The sequence below is a fragment of the Psychrobacter sp. APC 3426 genome, from assembly GCF_030408035.1.
Lineage (GTDB): Bacteria > Pseudomonadota > Gammaproteobacteria > Pseudomonadales > Moraxellaceae > Psychrobacter.
This window is the reverse complement of the sequence record NZ_JASDCF010000003.1, coordinates 1-18,309: the sequence shown is the minus strand read 5'-3', so window position 1 is coordinate 18,309 and position 18,309 is coordinate 1. Positions and strand designations below refer to the sequence as shown.

Sequence of the window (18,309 nt, the reverse complement as noted above, 5' to 3'; positions counted from 1 at the left end):
CAAGGCAACTTTGGTTACCTGATGTTGTCACTGGTTTTTTAGAGACTAGTTTTAGAGGTTAAATTTTTGAGCATTTACCAGGCTTAATTATCAAAGGTTTTGTCATCATCAAAGACTTTTTCATTGTCAAAGCGATTAGTCTCGAAATTATTGGTCTCAAGGTCGTTAACTTCAGGCTTAATCACTTTAAACACTCCATCAACCATATCTGTGAGTAGCGGTTCACCACTATCATTCACGCGAAACAAGCCATACTCTGCCACCTCAAACGCTTCAGCATGACCTTCTTGAAAGAAGAAAGCATTGGTCGCCAGCTTCAATTCGTTATTGCGCACGCGGTAGTAAAGCGCCATCTCATTAGCGGCTAAATCGCTCGGTATGACATTGACTAGACGGGTAAACGTACCGACGTTATTTTCATCCAAAGCGACAATGACGTAGCCTTCACTAGCGTTAATGTAGTATTCATTTTCTGGAAATTTTTCGTTTAATTCGTTGAGTACCTCACCTTCTAACGCATAGCTCAGGGTCATATAATCGCCTTGCATAAAGCTGCGCGGATCAACGGGCGCAAGCTCTAATAGCACGGTGTCGCCAGTAGCTAAATGGGTCTCAAACTTTGCGACATTAACGGTCATTATGACTAATATTATGATCAAACCCAGTAGCGCAACACCGATGGTAAATGTACGCTTTTGCCACCACGGTAGCGGCTTGGCTACAGACTTTTGCCCCAGTAATGGATTATTTATCTTACTCATGACAAGCGCTCCTTCTCGTTAGCCACTGTCAGTGCTTCGCTACTCCTTTTACTAATCGCAAAATAACGTTTTATGAGTAACCAGCGCATCAATAGTAAACCGATACCGATGCTTAGCAGGGAGGCGGATTTGATCAATAAAGAGGTATCGAGCTGATAGTAATACCAAAATATATAGCCGACTAATGCTGTAATACCTAGCCCTAATAGCACGCGCTGACTGTTGGCAACCGCGATGACGATGATAAGGCTGGTCGTCAGCAATCCTGAGACATAGATCGACATAACGCCCAATATAGCAATGGCGAAAATAATGATGAACCCTGCTGCTGATAGCAGTTTGACTTGATAGCGCTTAAGGATAAGCAAAGCCGCATAAAGGCTGGCGAGCGTCAGTAACCCTTGTGCGAGGTAGTAATTATAGCTAAAGGTGTCGCCATAACTATCAAGGCTGCCAAAGCTATCAGGGCTACCCCCATATTCAGCGGCGATAAAATATACCGAAACGCTGAGCAACATCAAAGCGCTGGCATAGGAGAGCGCTTTGCTAATATCAAAGGCCACCGACCGCCATTTAACAGAAATGCGCTGTAATATTGAATAGCGTTGTAAGTTGGCAACGGCAGTCATAAGCGCCAGTAGCCCTAAGCTTAACTCGGGCAGGTGATAGAAGTTGAGTAGATAGATGACACAGCCCAGCGCTACCATAGCGCTTAATAGACGGTAAATAAAATTGGGCGTGACGATGGTCATAAATAGCTGTATAAGTAGCAAGATGACTACATTTACGGGCTGTTCAATCTCGTTAGTCAATAAGGCAAAGGCGATATACGCTTGACCAGCGACAGTAATCGCAAAGGCTAAGCTGTTCCAGAATGGGCTATGACGTAAATGGGCATTATAAAATAAAGACCAGCCAATAGCGCTCAATATGCTGCCAGTAAGCAATACTCCAATGATACTGTCAAAAATCTCAGTCTCAAATAATATCAACGTCAAAAACCCAATGAATAATAAACTGGCAAATATCCCACTAAAACCAAAAAGGATGTTGATAAACCAAGGGGTATGCTCTTCAGATTCAGTTTGGTTTAACAAGCTATCGTTCCCATTTTGCTTGTTAATTAATCCGTGCTGTTGTAATAGCAAAAGGCGACGACGTTGCTCATCGTTCATATCATTAGTCATAATTGCTCCCCTTTAACGATGGTATGGGGCACATTGTTTTCTTTTTTAAAACGAGCAACTTTGCGTAGCCAGACGACGGCGTAGGAGCTCATACCGATCAGTACCAGCCCTAATAATAAAAAACCGCCAGCGTCAAAATCACTCAGCAGTGCTTTGCCTAAAATAAAGACAACAACCGCAATCACTGAGCCTGACAAGTAAGTCAACATCAGCAAATCAGTCGTACGCTTGCGGAAACGCCAATGCATAAATACACACCAACCTAGCCACAAGGAAACCGCGACTAAGAACAGCAGAATATTTTTATTATCAAAAAAAGTGCTTATCGTCAGATAAGTGATGGTATACGTACTGAGTAGACCGACGACATAGGTACTCCAATGTAGGCTGGATTTGGCGGCAGTGCTGGCAAGATTGAAGGTGTCTAATTTGCTATTGGTAGTGATATCAGTAGTAACGCTAGACAGGCTCAAGTCAGAAAGGCTTAAATTAGATGTCTTTAAATTAGAAAGTCCTGAACCACGTTTGTCTTCAAAGCAGATCAGCCATAAATAAAAAGCGATAACATTAATAACTGTGATTACGGTGAATTGCCAAAAATCTTGATAGTAGTAACCTATGCCAAAAAACAATGAGGTGTCGATATAAAACAAAGTTACAGAATTAATAAGCCCAAGCCACAGCAGCCAAAGCGCAGGGAAACGGGCGATGATGACCCAAGGCGTAATCAATACGGCCCAACCAAAGAACAGCTGCCACGTATCAGCGCCAGTCTGATACACCTGCCCAAACAGCGCTAATAAGCTACCAGTAATGATGCTAGCGATCAGCAATAACAACTGCCGAACAAAGGCAAAACGACGCCGAAAGGACAGCGCCACATACAGCGCGATAGTGATGACCAAAGCGCCTTCGACCAAAGCGAACTTGGCCAATTTGCCCATATATAGCCAGTTATAGGCAATAAAGAGCACAAGGGATAATACCAACGCTACCGCGCCGATAACCAATAGCGCTTTATCAAAAAACTGCAGCCATGTGCGCTTGCTGGGATAAACGTCTAAAAATAGTGCGGCGGTATCTGCCTTTTCTATGGGCAGTGTACCTTGGCTGAGCAACTGCTCGATTGTACGCCTTGATTGGGTCATAGCGTCCTCTATATAAAAATGGTATGGCTTATCTTAGCTGTTTTTATATGGTAGGGGTGGACTTAAGTTTAAAATTTATCTTGCTCGTTTAATTCAATAAAACTCAATTCTACTCAACACATGCTCTTGCACTAGGTAGGCGCAAACATAGGCACTAGGCCAAGCAAAAATAAAGGCCAGCCCCCATGAGTGCAAGAGCTCCGTAAAGAAACCATCTATAAAGCCTACTTTGACCAATATCAATGCCGTCGAGATAATGAGCGACATCATCAATGCCATGAGTCCAGTAAAAATTAGTCGATAGTACTTACGACGGGTACGTATCTTAAAGGTAGAGGTCTCTGCCATAATATTATGTAGTCCTACACAGTTAGCATCATGCTTAAATAGCTGAATCAGCATGATTTTTTGATGGAGTAAAGGGTTTTGTGCCACTTTATTAATTATTGGCGACTATCATATCGTGGGATGATGCGTTGGTAAAATCGTTATTACTCATCTTAAAGTTTGCCATATCTTAACGACTCTAGTTTTTTTCTTGAGAAAGCATATTTTTGATAATTAGCATACTAGAGCCCGCTAGTTTTGCTAAGATAAAATCGATCACCACAAACCAATAAGGCAGTAAAATGGCCGTTCAAAAACAGCGACACTCTCAACAAAAAACATTAGGCATCATCGGCGGTATGAGTTGGGAAAGTACCGAGAGCTATTATCGTCTGATTAATGAAGGGATAAAGGATAAGCTGGGCGGATTACATTCAGCAGATTTGCTCATACATAGCGTAGACTTTGGCCCCATTAATGAGCTGCAAGAGCAAGGAGCGTGGGAAGAGTTGGGCGTACTCATGGCTAATAGTGCCAAACGTTTACAAGCCGCAGATGCCCAAGGATTAATGATCGCCTCTAATACTATGCACAAGCTGTTTAATGCGGTGCAAGACGTGACCGACTTACCTTTGATTCATATCGCTGATGCCACTATTCAAGCAATTAAGGCGCAAGGTCTGACGAAAATTGCCTTACTGGGCACTCAGTTTACGATGACTGAGGATTTTTATAAGCAACGTTTGCTTGACGCAGGCTTACAAGTAGCGATACCAGAGAGTGATGCGCGTACAGAAGTGCATCGCATTATTAAGAACGAGCTTTGCGTAGGGGCATTCAAAGACAGCTCAAGAGCCTATTATATAAAGGTCATTGAGCAGTTAGCGGATGAAGGATGCGAAGGTGTGATTTTGGGCTGTACCGAGATTGGCTTGCTGATTAAACAAGCCGACAGCCCCATCCCTGTATTTGATACCACTGCTATTCATGCGGCAGCGGCAGTCAGGTTTTTACTTGGGTAATATTAAAGCCAGATCATCACTACTACGGTTTATTATGATTCGTTTAATCGCTACCCTGAAATTTTTGGCGCAAGCTTGCAACACTGAGTGAAGGTAAGCGCTTCCATGAAGTGGTCGGTGCCAGATCACGGCACGACGCCGAAGTGCCTATCTGAGCACGATAGCCCTCGCACCCTTGCGCGGCTTCTTCTTTTGACAAGTTTTCGCCTTTGCGCCAGCCACCGTATAGATATAATCCTGCCCCCATGACCGCGGTGGCTACCATACCTGCAGGGAATGATAACCAAAGCGCATCGGCACCCAGTAGTGGATACATGCCAAAAGCAAAACCAAGTCGCACAGGATACATCGAAATTACCATGACTAGCAGTGGCCAGATCACATAGCCGTTGGCACGCATCGTGCCAAAGAACACTTGCGCTATCCCAAAAAAGAGAAAGCCCCACGTCGCCATGGTTTGGATATGCCGACCGACCGGCACCGCTGCACTGTCACTACCCAAAAACAAGCTTAAAATAGTTTTATCAAAAATAGTCAGTATCCCAATCATAGTACCTGTCAATATCACGTTAAAGATAAGCCCCCAGCGGGTAATCCCTGCCACTCGGCTCCATTGATTGGCACCGATATTCTGAGCGACCATCGCACTAGCGGCGGCACTTAGCGCCATGGCGGGCATCTGCACGTAAGTCCAAAGTTGCTGGGTGGTGCTATAAGCAGCGGTCGTCTGTACGCCTTCGCGGTTGATGAGAGATAGCATGGTTAGCGCTGCCGTAGAGATGACGATCATCTGCAAACCCATCGGCAAGCCCTTGGAAAACATCGACTTTAAGATGCCAAGGTCTGCCCCCAAAAAGCGCAGCTCTGGCATACTAAGTGTCAGCACCGAACCACGCCAGTACATAGTGACGACCATACCGATAAGCGCTAACGTATTAGCAACTGCCGTTGCAACGGCTGAGCCAAAGATACCCCATTCAGGAAAAGGGCCTAAACCCAAAATAAGCGTCGGCGTCAAAATCAGATCAATCACGACCGACATCGCGATAAACCAAAGCGGCGTGGTGGAATCCCCCGTACCGCGCAGTGCCATCATCATCAGCGTAAAGGTTAGGGTGACGGGCATCGCAATAAAGATCATCCGCAGATAAGTCAAAGCAAGCTCAAAAGCAGTTGGCGGCGTACCGAGCAGATCGAGTAGCGTTGGGGCAAATATCCAGCCTATTGCTGATAACAATATACTGATTGGAATAATGCTCCCTAGCGCTGTTCCCATGGTGCGTTTAACCTTAACGTCATCGTTTTGACCCATGGCTTGACCAATAAAAATAGTGGCCGCCATACCGAAACCAAACACGAATGAAATCATGATAAACATTAAGATATTGCCGTTCGCCGTTGCGGCAAGCGCCTCTTCCCCCAAAAACCGGCCGACCCAAACAGCATTGATCGAGCCGTTTAATGACTGTAGTGCCGAGGAGCCAAGGGTTGGCAAGGCAAACAGCAGCATGGTTTTGGCAATCGACCCCTCGGTAAGGTCACGCGATTTGTCAGTGGAAGTAATAGTGTCGCTCAATGTGCATCCTTTTGCGCCATCCAAATGGGCTTCGGTTGATGGTAAAAAAGAGTCCTAACAGAAGATTAAGTAGCTAATCTAATAGTAGGGTCTGTTGAACATTCAAATGTGGCACTTGCAGTGGCTATTTTTTAGACAATACGCAGTGAAATTTTTGACGCCTAGTCATTCTAGGTTAGATAATTTCGCCATGTATTGGCAAAAAATAGCCCTGCCCTGAAAGGCTGATACTAAAATCACCCCAAACGTTGTTGTAAACCTAGCTAAGGTCTCGATATTATCGTCGGTTTACGCCTAGTTTGGGACTATTTTAGCAATCAGCAGTCCTGATATTTGAATGTTCAACAGACCCTAATGAAATAAACGTTAATGTAATAAAAACGCTCATTATAAATGACAATGTGTGTGGCATCTTGATTAGAAAGGTAATCAGGGAAGCGGTATTCTTGTTTATCAAATGCAAAGGGATAATGTTTTGACTGCAAAGTTATCAATTAAAAAATATAAGCATAAGTTTGCCGTTAGAATCATGGTCTACAAGACACTTTCATATTACCTCTTAATAAGGATGTTTCGATGCTATTAAAACGCTTAGGCCTTGCCGCTCTATTCAGTCTATCAGTGGTGGGTTGTACGACTGCCCCCAATTCTTTAGCGGTCAATACCACGCAAAAAATTATCCAGTATGAGCGTAATAAGTCAGATTTAGAAGTCAAATCGTTGACCCTAGCTTCTGGCGACAAAATGGTTTATGCCGAAAACGCGAATGTGACGGGCGAGCCGTTACTATTGATTCATGGCTTTGGCGGTAATAAAGATAACTTTACGCGCATCGCCAGTCAGCTAGAGGGCTATCATCTGATCATTCCTGATCTGCTGGGCTTTGGTGAGTCTAGCAAGCCTATGACCGCAGATTATCGCTCGGAGGCGCAGGCCACGCGTTTGCATGAGTTGCTGCAAGCCAAAGGTGTCGCGTCAAACATTCATGTCGGTGGCAATTCGATGGGCGGGGCGATCAGTGTCGCTTATGCGGCAAAGTACCCTAAAGACGTCAAAAGTCTATGGTTAGTGGACACAGCAGGGTTTTGGTCAGCAGGTATTTCTAAATCGCTAGAAGGCGCGACTTTAGAGAACAATCCGCTACTGGTCAATAACAAAGAAGACTTCTACAAAATGTTTGATTTTGTGATGTATAAGCCGCCTTACTTGCCTAAGTCTGTCAAAGCAGTATTTGCCCAAGAACGTATCGCTAATAAAGAGCTACATGCCAAAATCCTTGAGCAAATCGTCACCGATAGTGTCGAGGAACGTGCCAAAGTCATCGCGCAATATAATATTCCGACGCTAGTGGTTTGGGGCGATAAAGATCAAGTGATCAAGCCTGAAACGGTCAAGGTGATAAAAGAAATCATCCCGCAATCACAGATTATTATGATGCCAGAAGTCGGTCATGTACCGATGGTCGAAGCGCTTGACCAAACAGCGGATGATTATAAAACGTTTCGAAAAGGACTAAAGAAGTAGTTGTTTAGGTCGAAAATACTTGTTCTAAACCAAAAAAGAAACATCAGGTAGACTGGTGTTTCTTTTTTTTGGTTAGAATATTGTCTCTACATCAAGAAAACTAACACTCTTTTACCAGCCGCTCTAATAATTCAATCGTCCGTTCTTGTCTGACCAAAGCCACGCCTTGCCCTGCCCATAGAGACTGATATTCTGCATCTAGGTTTTGTTTCGCATGTGCACGTAAAACTTTGGTCATTGCATTTAATTGAGGGTAGGGCGGTAGTTTATGCGCGCTTTCAAATTGACCAAAATCGCGCAGATAATCGTTTAACAAACCGCGTGCTTGCTTCCCTGAAAACAGCCGAGTTAAGCGCGTTTCGCTACTGCGTTTATCTTGACTAGCATCCAGTAGCGCTTGCTTATAAATGTCATTAATACCGCAGGTATCAGTGGTCAAAAACGCCGTGCCGATTTGCGCCAGCTCAGCACCAGCGCTTTGAATCGCTTTAATCGCTTGCCCTGTCATAATCCCGCCAGCCGCGATTAACGGAATATCGGTACAGGCACGCGTTTGACTAATCAGCGTCAATAATCCCAATGGATCATTTTCACTTTGCGCTAACCACCCACCACGATGCCCACCCGCTTCTACCCCTTGCACACATACCGCATCGACGCCAATCTCTGCCCATGCTTTCGCTTCCAATGGATGATTAGCGGTACCGATGACGCGCGTGCCTAAATTCTTTAAACGCTGCACTTGCTCAGCGCTGATAATGCCAAAGGTAAAGCTAGCGACAGGAACCGGATTGTCATAGAGCACTTGTAGTTGCTCTGCAAAGCTTAGCGCAGGACGTTTAGGTAACGCCATTTCGATATTTTGTTCTTGATAGTACTTAGTTAGCCAAGCAGGAATTGGACTGTCCAAGGTATTAGAGTCATGCTCGGATAACACCATCAGATTAATCATAAAAGGGCGGTTGGTGAGCGATTTAAGAGTATTAATATGGTCGTTTAAAATATCTGGCGCCGTCGTGCCAGACCCTAATGACCCCAATCCACCAAAGTTACTGACCGTTGCTGCCAGCTCAGGTGTGGTTGCTCCTGCCATCGGTGCTTGTACGATAGGATAGGTTAAATCAAAGGTATTAAGTAAGGTCATGACGAGCGTCCTTGTTATTTTATACCAAACCCAAAAAATACGATTAGCAGCGTCAAACTTCCTCAGTCTACTAAATGTAGTACTTGCACTCGCTTTGCTTGCTGCTCTGATTTTTTGGCATAGTATTATTATAAGATTTGCATGACTTACTTTAGCAAAGCTGCGGCGTGAGCGTGTTAGATAATGTGTATTTAGTTGCTGAATATTAGGATGGGTTATGACTAAAAGGCTGTTATCAATATCTATCATAAAAAGTGGGAGTAAGGTCAGCAATCTATAGTCAGTGAAAAGTAATATCGATACATCACACGCTGCTGATATCAATTTTTCTTGCTTGATGTGCCTGCGCAGACAGAGGCTACAAAAAATTGATATCAGCAATACCGTAGCGTTTTTAGGATGTTTTTGCTATAGAATTTAACGCAAAAAAATAGGCTAGCCTCCAAACCATCAAAAAGACAGTCAAGAATAATGACCCATTTTTATAAGCTATTTTCTTAGCTTAAATGTTTGATTTAACTGCACTTTAATTCAACTGCAAAGAGCCTTTCGCATTCATCAGCAGCTCAACCACATCGTCACCACTGATGACGGTGAAGCGCTTATCAATGGCTGATTCTTCTACACCGTTGTGTTTCATACAAGCGCCGCAGACCAATACTTGACCACCTTTTTCAATAAAGCTTTCTAGCAAATCCTTAGCAGGGTCGAACGGTGCGCCGATATCGACGTTATCCAAAGCGTTCGGTAAGGCCAAATGTACGGCATCGACCATCAATATCACCGAGGCAGAGTGACCCTTTTTAAGCGCGACACCTGCCATGGTAAAGGCTAAGGTGATTTTACTTGGGTTTGAGTCACTATTATCAAAGAGTGTACCGACATAATCCGTATTATTAATCATATTATTTTCCTTATTAGACTGTTTTTAATTAGCTTCTTTTTAATTAGCTTCTTTTTAATTAGACTGTTTTCTAATTAAAGGGTATTCAGTTGAGTAGGGAACTCACTACTATCCTAACATTTACTATATGTATTCATATAATGTCTTGTTAGAAAATAGTAGCTATAAGGTTGCTTAGTTGTGACGAGCTGCTTGTGACTTATAAATATCATTACATAATCGGTTCTAACTTTGTGGTGGCCACGGGCGGTCAGCATCACTGACTATCCACTCCGCCACATAGCCTGTTGGTGGCAGTTGCCAATCTGCTTGATCCAATGCTTCTAGCACGCGTGCAGTTTCAATGACTTTGCCACTTTCGGTGATGCCTGTGCGCAATAGCGCAGAGGAACACGGCTTGCCTTTAACCCACATCGACTGTTCGATATATATCCAGCGCTCATCGAAGCCTGCGATATGCGTCTTCATCGTCACCTTATCAAAGGCACGAATGCGTTTGCGATACTGCACAGTACTACCAGCAACGACCATACCCCAACGCTGCTTCAGCAATTGGCGACCCAGTCCGCTACGCACTGCAAAGTCTGTGCGTCCCATATCATAGAGCGTGAGCACACGACCGTTATTCATCTCGAGGAAATTGTCGATATCGGTCAGGCGGCAGTAAAACTCAATTTCGCCAGTATCTCTAAAGGTGAGGGTATTGCCTTTTTTAGCTCTTATGGCAGATTTTATGATAGTGCTGGTATAGCGGATAAAAGGATACATAGCGCAATCTCAAAGGGTTAGATAGTAGAGTATAGAGGTAGCAGGTGACGAATGATTGTTATAGTGATTAATCAATATCGTTATCAGCGTTAGACGCTACACCAATATGATTAAAGTAAGCGCTGACGGTTTCGGGTATCCAATTGATATCGAATTTCGACGATTTTGTTTTTTTACCATTATCGCTAGGTTGCTTGGTTTTACCATTAGCAGACTGCTCATTTTCTCCATGACTGTTTGAGCGGTAGCGCAAATAGCCAATATGACCACCGTGTTCGGTATCTAAAATAGTGACACTGTCCGAGACATCATTTGGCGTGGCGGTAAAGCCAATAAAGGGGTCATCTTTGGCGCTAATGAGCAATAGCGGGCTCGTGACATTCCTTAAGTATGGCAAGGCAGAAGATGAGTGATAATAGTCGTTTTTTGAGCGATAGCCATGACGCGGGGCGGTGAAAATATCATCAAAATCACTGATGCGATTAGCCGCCTTAATAGAGTTAATCTCATCTTGGCTTAAATCATTAGCCAGTGCTTTTTTGATGATAGGATTGAGCAAATACGGCGTATAAATCCGGTGGCTCAAAAAGCTATGCATGGTAATCGCAGCGGACGACATATCGACTGGCGCAGAAATCACGACTGCGCCATCACATAGTGCGTTATCGCCATATTCGCCCATATATTTTGCTAAGGCATTACCACCAAGTGACACGCCCACTGCGTAAATATGTGCATAATTTTCGCGCAAGTTTTCTAACATATGATGCACCTCGCCCGTGTCACCAGCGTTATAAAACACGCTGCCGTTAGCGGGAATACCACCACAACTACGAAAGTGCGCCACAACAAAATGCCACCCTTGTGCATGCATTTGATACGCCAAGGCGCGCGCATAATGGCTGTCGCTACTGCCTTCCATGCCATGAAATAACACGATTAATGGCGTTTGCTCACGTTTGCCATTTTCTGAAGATTCTGGATTTTGAATAGGATGAGCATCGTAAAAATCATAAGCGATATCGGTTTCACACAGTGAATCTTGCTTAATCACGCGGCGGTAGCTTGGTGTCTTGGGCGCAAAAAACTTGGGCAAAATGCTTTGCAAATGTGGATTGGTCAGCCAAAAGGGTGGTTTAAACGGCGCGGGTGAGAAAGGTTTGTTCGGTTTTGAAGTTGGCATAGGAAAGTCTTATATGAGTTGTTATAAAAAACAGTGACTTATCATACCGACTGCTAAGGTTAAAACCAATGATTTTCAGTGAACGCATGGTTACTCAAAACAATATCAATCAAAACAACGTCACTCAAAAAATTGACTGAAAGTATGGAGTTAAAAACACTACTTAACAGTCATTTAAGACAGTTTTCAAAAACACTGGTTATTTATGGCGACTCTAAGACGCGCCCATCCATCGCCAGCCGCTCTTTTAAGCTGTCGATATCTGCCTCAGCGAGCGTTACGGTCAATGTCACTTGCTTGCTATACGTTACGTCATCGATACTGCCATTTAAACTTTCTACTACATAACGGCACTGCGCTTCAGTGGCAAATTCTGCCAATATTTGTACTTGTGTCATCGGCACATAAGGCAGCAAGACCATCTCATCAACGGCCGCTTGCGCTGAGCCGGCATAAGCGCGGGTGAGACCACCTGCGCCGAGTTTGATACCACCAAAATAACGCACTACGATGATAATGACGTTGCCGATAGATTTATGCTGCAAGACATTCAATATCGGTCGTCCTGCAGTACCGTTCGGTTCGCCATCATCGTCAAACCCCGCGCTAGTAGTGTTATTGGGGTCACCAATGATATATGCCCAGCAGTGATGTCGAGCATCTGCATACTGTTCGCGCAGTTGTTCCACGTGAAACATAGCTTGCTCACGCGAGGTCACAGGATAAGCGTAAGCAATAAAGTCGGATTTTTTAATTTCTAGACGAGCGGTGACCGCACGTTTTAGCGTTTGATAGCTCATATTTCATCAGGCTTAGGTTGGATATGGTAAACTGGTCTAACTTTCACTGTCGTCCGTATTTGGCGCAGTGTTCATTAATTTTTTCATTATAGTACCATTTCTAACCAGTGAAGATAACGAGCAGGTCATGCCTGAATGCGAATGACGTTGGCGACTGATTTAGGGTGGGTCACATAAAACGGATGGTAGTAAATAGTATGCGTCTAGATAAATTTCTTAGTAAAGCCACTGAGCTGTCACGTAAAGAATCAAAAAAGATTCTGCACGCCGGCGAAGTGACGGTAAATGATACTGTGGTCAAAGACCCTGGGTTGCACGTCGATATCGTCAATGATGAAGTGCTGTGGGCAGGCGAGCCATTGTCAGTTGCGGCGGGCAATCGTTATATCCTCTTGCATAAGCCTGAAGGCTTTGAATGTACCTTAAAGGCTAAAGAGCATCCTATCGTTACTGAGCTGATTGCGGTACCAGAGCTTGGCAGCTTGCGTATTGCAGGTCGCCTCGATGTCGATACCACGGGTGCGTTGCTTATCAGTGATGATGGCAAATGGTTGCACCGTGTTACCAGCCCTAAACATGCGCATGCCAAGATTTATGAGCTAACATTGGCTGAAGCAATGGACAGCGACGCTCAAGCCAATGCGGTTAAAAAAGTGGCTGAAGGTATCTTACTAGAAGGCGAGCATGAAGAAACAAAGCCTGCGATTCTTGAGTTTATCGATGAGACTCATGCACGCCTGACTCTAGAGCAGGGCAAATACCATCAAGTAAAACGCATGATGGGTTACTTTGGCAACAGAGTCACTGAGCTGCATCGCGCCAGTATTGGTCATATCACTTTAGACGGTTTAGATAAAGGTGACAGTCGTTTCTTAACAGCCGATGAAGTCGCCAAATTCTAAGTTCACGCTTTAGCAAATGTTAGAATAGTCAAATAGAGCTATATATACAATCAGCAGCCGCTCAACAGTGTGCTGCTTTTCGTCGTCCGCTATTCGCCTCATTTATCTTATTCACTTTGCTTATTTCTACCAGCTATCTGTGTTGCCTATCTCTTAAAGCTAAGTAGCAGTTTTGCAAAATTAACGGTTTAAAGCTTTGCAAAGTTACCTCGTGTGCTACAGTCTCTGTATTATTTTAATCTATGTTTTTACATAATATAGTTGTCTTTATTAATAACGAAATTAGGAATGAAGATTCTAAAACTCTTTATTAAATGTAATGGCTATTGGACATAGCCGTTATTATTTTCAGAATATTACACAACTACTATTACGCAACCATTATGAAAAACCGATAGGACTGTCTCTGTGAAATTACCTGTATTGAAATCTGCCAGCCTAATTACTGCCATGCTATTGGCAACCACGGCTTGCGCACAGCCTAGCGCCACTGATGCTGTCAAGAAAAACACCAGCCAACAAACCAGCCAAAGTACGCAAGCCAATGGCACCGTTAGCCAGTCTGTTGACAGTCGATTGCGTCAACTGCTGACTACCGCTGGTATTAAAACGCAAATTATCTCTATTGAACCCTCTAAGCTTCCTAATATGTATCAGGTTAACCTAGCAGGGCAACTACCACTGCATATGACAGAAGATGGCAAATATGTCATTCAAGGCGAGCTACAAAAGAATCCAAGCAAGCGTGTTGTGACCAAAACCCCAGCGCGTAGTACTAGTGCGCAAGTAGGCAAGCCTGTCAGTGCCAGCGTTAAGTCTGCCATTCTCGCTAATATGGACGCTCTGAAAAATATGAGTGCCAAGACACCGTTCTTTTATACGGCAGTACCGGGTGTCATTTGGGGCGCAACGTTAGAAGGTGTGCCTTTCTTGTCATCAGATGATGCGCAGTATATTACCGATGGTGAGATATCAGTGATTGAAAATGGTCAGTTTATCGGGCTCGATGAGGAGTTTGAAAAGCGCAAAAATCAATCGGTGTTTGCGACTCTAGATGAAAGCCAACTGATTAATTATCCAACGACCAGTCCTGAGAGAGCGGTCATTTATGTGGCCAATGACGTCAATTGCCCCTACTGCCGCCGCTTGCATCAACAGTTGCCGATGCTGAATGCGAAGGGTGTGACGGTAAAAACCATTGGTTATCCGATATACGAAGCGTCTCCTGAGCAAATGCGCGGTATCTGGTGTCAGGGCAGTGAAGACAGCCGCCGCAGCGCTTTTGATAAGGCAATGTTGCAGGGAGAAATGACACCTGCACCAGCAAGTTGTAACGTCGATCATGTGACCCCCAACCGCGAAAAAGCAGCAGGGCTTGCAGTCATGGCCACGCCTGCTATTTATCGTGAAGATGGTGTGCTGTATCAAGCAAGCTTTGAGAGCCTTGAGTTTTTAGAATTTTTGGGCGTGGAGTAGGTCATTAAAAACCATATAGTATGATAGGTAACCATTAAAAAACCGCCTCATGATTGGCTCATGCGGCGGTTTTTTATTGCGTTGAACAGGCGCTACTAGCAAGTCTGTTATGACAACACCTATTGCGGCAAAACGATATCAACGATTTTCCAATCAATCAAACCATCACGCTGCATCTCGATAGTAAGTGGATAACCTTTAACCTGCCCACTGATGGTAAAGCAATTGATACCGCAATAGCTCAATGTGGGTTTGTCACTGTCAGAGCCTTGCGCCGCTTGCTGCTCTAGCTCAGTCGCTTGCTTGTCCATGATTTGCTGCATTTGATTTTTTACCACGACATTGATGTCGCCGCGGTGGATGATTAAGCTCTGAATCAAGTCTTTGAGATCGACTTGATTGCTCGCGATGGCCCATGCAGCAGCAAGCTCTTTGGTTGCAGTGTTGGCTTGCCCTTGAGTATTGATGATTTTTTCGATGTTTTGTGGCGTAACAGCCCCATCAACTGCTTGGGTGATAAAGCCGTTTGCTGCATCAGCGAGTGGCGCACCGCCGAGCTCTGCGACCAGTGGATACTGAGTCATGGTCGTGGCAAATTGGGTGGTTAGCTGATTTTGGATACTTGGACGTACCTGTTCATAATCAATCGCCGCCGCGATAGTCGCACCATCTTTGGCATCATAGGCATTTTTCAGCTGATAGGCGCTGTAATAAGGCGAGCCGCCATAGACCACGACTGCAATGATAATCAATAAAACAATCAGCTTTTTCATAAAAATTGCTACCTTAGCGCAAACGAAATGGCGGTAAATCTCAAAAATAGGATGCAAAACCCTATCGATATGGCGCTAAATATTAGCATGGGCAGCCTTTAGAAAGGTATAAAAACCTTTACTCAATTCTTAATAAGGTCTTTTTTAGAGGGCTTAAAACCGCATAAGTCAGAATTTCAGCATGCAAGCGCTTGATAAATGCCCATGGCATCTCCATAAATAGCGCAAACTTTTAATAATTGATTTGGCTAAGCAGCATCCCACCGTATTCGCTCATAAGATTTAAATATCATCATCTTGCTATCCATAACCTAAGACGTTTCATGTGAAACCTTTGGTGTCATTGTGTATAAAACGCAAGCGATGATAAGGGTTGATGAATCGATTGGCCGGTGGCACTGTAAAGACGATAGGAGAGCCCATGAGTAAGCGCGATTTTTATGAAGTATTAGGTGTCAGCAAGACCGCTGACAGCAAGGAAATTAAGCGAGCCTACCGCAAGCTGGCCATGAAATACCATCCAGATCGCAACTCTGATGACCCTGATGCCGAAGACAAGTTCAAAGAAGCATCAATGGCATATGAAGTATTGAGTGATGAAGATAAGCGCTCAGCTTACGACCGTATGGGCCATTCTGCCTTTGAAAATGGCATGGGCGGTGGTGGTTTCGGCGGCGCTGGCGGTGGCAACTTCCAAGACATTTTTGGTGATATTTTCGGCAACTTTGGTGATATTTTCGGTCAGTCACGTGGCGGCGGCGGTGGGCGTTCACGTCGTGGTTCGGACTTGCGTTACGTCATTGAGCTGACGTTAGAAGAGGCAGTACGTGGCTGCAAAAAAGAAATCAGCTTTACTGCTCCAGCACCATGTGGCACCTGTGATGGTAAAGGTGCAAAAGATGCTTCAGACGTTGTGACTTGTCAGATGTGTCATGGTCAAGGCCAAGTACGCATGCAGCAAGGTTTCTTTGCCGTGCAGCAAGCGTGTCCACAGTGTGGTGGTTCTGGCAAACAGATTAAGAATCCTTGCCCTGACTGTCATGGTAATGGCGTCAAAGACAAATCGCGTACGCTTGAAGTATCTATTCCAGCAGGCGTCGATGATGGTGATCGTGTTCGCCTTGCGGGCGAAGGCGAGGCAGGTGGTGCTGGCGTGCAAAACGGCGATTTATATGTCGAAGTACGTGTGAAACCACATGATGTCTTTACCCGTCAAGGTGCAGACCTTTATATGGATGTGCCGGTGAGTATCACTGATGCGGCATTGGGCAAAGAAGTTGAAATCCCAACCTTAGATGGCAAAGTTAAAATCAAGGTTGCAGAAGGCACGCAAAGTGGTAAGTTATTGCGTGTGCGTGGCAAAGGTGTGACGCCAGTACGCACGACCATGAAAGGCGATCTAATTTGCCGTGTGGTCATTGAGACGCCAGTGAATTTGACTCGCGAGCAAAAAGATCTGTTGCGTCAATTCCAAGATACACTTGATGGCGACAGCAAGCATCAGCAGTCACCACATAAGAAGTCATTCTTTAAAAAGATTGGCGATTTATTTGACTAAGATTACTTATGATTGACTGATTTTATCAATACAAGCATATTAGCGAGCCCAAAGGTTTCATGTGAAACCTTTGGGCTTTTTTATTGAGTGTGTAAAAGACAATTGATACATTGATACATTGATATTTGCTAAACTTGCGATAAATGGATTCAAAACTACCTTATTAAAAATAAAACATTTAGGAAAAAGATATGAGCCAACAAGCAGAAAAGAAAGAGCAGGACCAAGCTATCAAAATAGGTGTTATCGGTGCTGGTGGGCGCATGGGGCGTATGCTCATCGAAGCAGTACAAGACAATGCACAAACGACACTGAATGCCGCGATTGAGCGTCAAGGCTCAAGCTTGGTTGGCGCAGATGCCGGCGAAGTCGCAGCGATTGGTCATCTAGATGTGCAGATTGTCGATGATTTAAAATTGGTTATTAATGACATCGATGTGCTGATTGACTTTAGCCTGCCTGATGCCACTGAACAAAACATGCAAGTCTGCGCAGCGAATGGTGTTGCGATGGTCATCGGTACCACAGGCTTTAATGAGCAGCAAGAACAGGTGCTAACAGAAGCCAGTAAACAAATCGCAATCGTCTATGCTGGTAACTATTCAACAGGCGTCAATTTGTCATTAAAATTACTCGGCATGGCGGCAAAAGCCTTTGGCACTGATGCCGATGTAGAAGTCATCGAAGCGCATCATAAGCATAAAATCGACGCACCATCGGGCACCGCTTATATGATGGCAGAAGCCGTCGCAGAAGCGCGTGGACAGAATTTAAAAGACGTTGCAGTCTATGGTCGCGAAGGGCAAACAGGCGAGCGTGCAGCTGGTACGATTGGTATTCATGCGATACGGGGCGGTGAAATCATCGGTGATCATACTGTGATGTTTATCGCCGATGGTGAGGTGGTTGAGATTACTCACCGTGCGCGTGCACGTATGACCTTTGCCGCTGGTGCAGTACGTGCGGCTACTTGGGTGATTGAGCAGTCGAATGGGCAATATAACATGCAGGATGTATTGGGTTTGAATGACTAACGCTCGAGTACATAAGTTTTAGACAAGCGAGAGTTAGATGATTAAGGGCTTTTGCTTGTCAGCTGATGGCTGCTTGATATGGCTTTTTATAGTGTTGGTGGTGTATCAAAAAGTATGCTGGAGTAATAAAGGGAGGGTGACAGTCAAAGCAAGATGATATATTTGAGGTTATGAAGACACAAATACAGATCAATTGCCCCGACTGTCACAGTCCCAGTTTTT

17 protein-coding genes are annotated in these 18,309 nt (G+C 44.5%); 6 read left to right on the top strand and 11 right to left on the bottom strand.

Annotated features, from left to right (window positions below; translation table 11 throughout):
• Positions 1-83 precede the first annotated feature (83 nt).
• The 4 genes from QL919_RS03395 to QL919_RS03380 form a co-directional block, all read right to left on the bottom strand.
• Positions 84-761, bottom strand: a complete 678-nt coding sequence (locus QL919_RS03395) for a GDYXXLXY domain-containing protein (RefSeq protein WP_290188188.1) — start codon at positions 759-761, stop codon at positions 84-86.
• On the bottom strand, positions 758-1,948 hold the full coding sequence (locus QL919_RS03390; protein ID WP_290188187.1) for a DUF4401 domain-containing protein: 1,191 nt from the start codon (positions 1,946-1,948) through the stop codon (positions 758-760). Before QL919_RS03390 ends, QL919_RS03395 begins: the two co-directional genes overlap by 4 nt.
• Positions 1,945-3,096, bottom strand: coding sequence for a DUF2157 domain-containing protein (locus QL919_RS03385; RefSeq protein ID WP_290188186.1), 1,152 nt, complete (start codon positions 3,094-3,096; stop codon positions 1,945-1,947). Before QL919_RS03385 ends, QL919_RS03390 begins: the two co-directional genes overlap by 4 nt.
• Positions 3,097-3,189: 93 nt before the next feature.
• Complete coding sequence (locus tag QL919_RS03380; RefSeq protein ID WP_101211927.1) at positions 3,190-3,444, bottom strand: DUF2798 domain-containing protein; 255 nt, start codon at positions 3,442-3,444, stop codon at positions 3,190-3,192.
• Positions 3,445-3,725: 281 nt separating this feature from the next.
• Between QL919_RS03380 and QL919_RS03375 the strand changes: the two genes are divergently transcribed.
• Entirely contained in the window at positions 3,726-4,445 is a 720-nt protein-coding gene (locus tag QL919_RS03375; protein WP_201578146.1) for an aspartate/glutamate racemase family protein, read from the top strand.
• A 43-nt stretch (positions 4,446-4,488) separates the two neighbouring features.
• On the opposite strand, the gene QL919_RS03370 is transcribed toward QL919_RS03375, so the two are convergent.
• Positions 4,489-6,021 carry an MATE family efflux transporter gene (locus tag QL919_RS03370; protein WP_290188185.1) on the bottom strand — a complete coding sequence of 511 codons (1,533 nt, stop codon included), beginning with the start codon at positions 6,019-6,021 and terminating at the stop codon, positions 4,489-4,491.
• A 576-nt stretch (positions 6,022-6,597) separates the two neighbouring features.
• Here QL919_RS03370 and QL919_RS03365 point away from each other — a divergent pair.
• Positions 6,598-7,545 carry an alpha/beta hydrolase gene (locus QL919_RS03365; RefSeq protein WP_173239025.1) on the top strand — a complete coding sequence of 316 codons (948 nt, stop codon included), beginning with the start codon at positions 6,598-6,600 and terminating at the stop codon, positions 7,543-7,545.
• 100 nt (positions 7,546-7,645) lie between these two features.
• Here the strand turns inward: QL919_RS03365 and QL919_RS03360 are convergent, their stop codons facing one another.
• The 5 genes from QL919_RS03360 to QL919_RS03340 form a co-directional block, all read right to left on the bottom strand.
• Positions 7,646-8,689, bottom strand: a complete 1,044-nt coding sequence (locus QL919_RS03360; protein WP_290188184.1) for a nitronate monooxygenase — start codon at positions 8,687-8,689, stop codon at positions 7,646-7,648.
• Between the two features lie 526 nt (positions 8,690-9,215).
• Positions 9,216-9,593 carry a DsrE family protein gene (locus QL919_RS03355; RefSeq protein WP_290188183.1) on the bottom strand — a complete coding sequence of 126 codons (378 nt, stop codon included), beginning with the start codon at positions 9,591-9,593 and terminating at the stop codon, positions 9,216-9,218.
• A gap of 225 nt (positions 9,594-9,818) precedes the next feature.
• Positions 9,819-10,361: an acyl-CoA thioesterase gene (locus QL919_RS03350; RefSeq protein ID WP_290188182.1), complete on the bottom strand. Its 543-nt coding sequence runs from the start codon at positions 10,359-10,361 to the stop codon at positions 9,819-9,821.
• Positions 10,362-10,428: 67 nt separating this feature from the next.
• Positions 10,429-11,544, bottom strand: a complete 1,116-nt coding sequence (locus QL919_RS03345; protein WP_290188181.1) for an alpha/beta fold hydrolase — start codon at positions 11,542-11,544, stop codon at positions 10,429-10,431.
• Between the two features lie 203 nt (positions 11,545-11,747).
• Complete coding sequence (locus QL919_RS03340; RefSeq protein WP_290188180.1) at positions 11,748-12,344, bottom strand: YigZ family protein; 597 nt, start codon at positions 12,342-12,344, stop codon at positions 11,748-11,750.
• A 197-nt stretch (positions 12,345-12,541) separates the two neighbouring features.
• Here QL919_RS03340 and QL919_RS03335 point away from each other — a divergent pair, with 197 nt between their 5' ends.
• Together QL919_RS03335 and QL919_RS03330 are read left to right on the top strand one after the other, a co-directional pair.
• Positions 12,542-13,246 carry a 16S rRNA pseudouridine(516) synthase gene (locus QL919_RS03335; protein WP_290188179.1) on the top strand — a complete coding sequence of 235 codons (705 nt, stop codon included), beginning with the start codon at positions 12,542-12,544 and terminating at the stop codon, positions 13,244-13,246.
• 408 nt (positions 13,247-13,654) lie between these two features.
• Complete coding sequence (locus QL919_RS03330) at positions 13,655-14,722, top strand: disulfide isomerase DsbC N-terminal domain-containing protein (protein WP_290188178.1); 1,068 nt, start codon at positions 13,655-13,657, stop codon at positions 14,720-14,722.
• 119 nt (positions 14,723-14,841) lie between these two features.
• On the opposite strand, the gene QL919_RS03325 is transcribed toward QL919_RS03330, so the two are convergent.
• The gene (locus tag QL919_RS03325; RefSeq protein WP_290188177.1) at positions 14,842-15,495 is read right to left on the bottom strand and encodes a DUF2939 domain-containing protein; all 654 of its coding nucleotides are present in this window, start codon (positions 15,493-15,495) and stop codon (positions 14,842-14,844) included.
• 421 nt (positions 15,496-15,916) lie between these two features.
• On the opposite strand from QL919_RS03325, the gene dnaJ reads away from it, so the two are divergent.
• Together dnaJ and dapB are read left to right on the top strand one after the other, a co-directional pair.
• On the top strand, positions 15,917-17,053 hold the full coding sequence (dnaJ, locus tag QL919_RS03320; protein WP_290188176.1) for a molecular chaperone DnaJ: 1,137 nt from the start codon (positions 15,917-15,919) through the stop codon (positions 17,051-17,053).
• Between the two features lie 191 nt (positions 17,054-17,244).
• Positions 17,245-18,087: a 4-hydroxy-tetrahydrodipicolinate reductase gene (dapB, locus tag QL919_RS03315; protein ID WP_290188175.1), complete on the top strand. Its 843-nt coding sequence runs from the start codon at positions 17,245-17,247 to the stop codon at positions 18,085-18,087.
• Positions 18,088-18,309: the final 222 nt, after the last annotated feature.

Bases quoted from the DNA above. Each gene is read 5' to 3' on its own strand.
- QL919_RS03345 (WP_290188181.1), bottom strand. From the start codon at position 11,544: ATGCCAACTTCAAAACCGAACAAACCTTTCTCACCCGCGCCGTTTAAA.
- QL919_RS03360 (WP_290188184.1), bottom strand. From the start codon at position 8,689: ATGACCTTACTTAATACCTTTGATTTAACCTATCCTATCGTACAAGCA.
- QL919_RS03335 (WP_290188179.1), top strand. From the start codon at position 12,542: ATGCGTCTAGATAAATTTCTTAGTAAAGCCACTGAGCTGTCACGTAAA.
- QL919_RS03375 (WP_201578146.1), top strand. From the start codon at position 3,726: ATGGCCGTTCAAAAACAGCGACACTCTCAACAAAAAACATTAGGCATC.
- QL919_RS03390 (WP_290188187.1), bottom strand. From the start codon at position 1,948: ATGACTAATGATATGAACGATGAGCAACGTCGTCGCCTTTTGCTATTA.
- QL919_RS03365 (WP_173239025.1), top strand. From the start codon at position 6,598: ATGCTATTAAAACGCTTAGGCCTTGCCGCTCTATTCAGTCTATCAGTG.
- QL919_RS03340 (WP_290188180.1), bottom strand. From the start codon at position 12,344: ATGAGCTATCAAACGCTAAAACGTGCGGTCACCGCTCGTCTAGAAATT.
- QL919_RS03350 (WP_290188182.1), bottom strand. From the start codon at position 10,361: ATGTATCCTTTTATCCGCTATACCAGCACTATCATAAAATCTGCCATA.
- QL919_RS03355 (WP_290188183.1), bottom strand. From the start codon at position 9,593: ATGATTAATAATACGGATTATGTCGGTACACTCTTTGATAATAGTGAC.
- dapB (WP_290188175.1), top strand. From the start codon at position 17,245: ATGAGCCAACAAGCAGAAAAGAAAGAGCAGGACCAAGCTATCAAAATA.
- QL919_RS03325 (WP_290188177.1), bottom strand. From the start codon at position 15,495: ATGAAAAAGCTGATTGTTTTATTGATTATCATTGCAGTCGTGGTCTAT.
- QL919_RS03395 (WP_290188188.1), bottom strand. From the start codon at position 761: ATGAGTAAGATAAATAATCCATTACTGGGGCAAAAGTCTGTAGCCAAG.
- QL919_RS03385 (WP_290188186.1), bottom strand. From the start codon at position 3,096: ATGACCCAATCAAGGCGTACAATCGAGCAGTTGCTCAGCCAAGGTACA.
- QL919_RS03380 (WP_101211927.1), bottom strand. From the start codon at position 3,444: ATGGCAGAGACCTCTACCTTTAAGATACGTACCCGTCGTAAGTACTAT.
- dnaJ (WP_290188176.1), top strand. From the start codon at position 15,917: ATGAGTAAGCGCGATTTTTATGAAGTATTAGGTGTCAGCAAGACCGCT.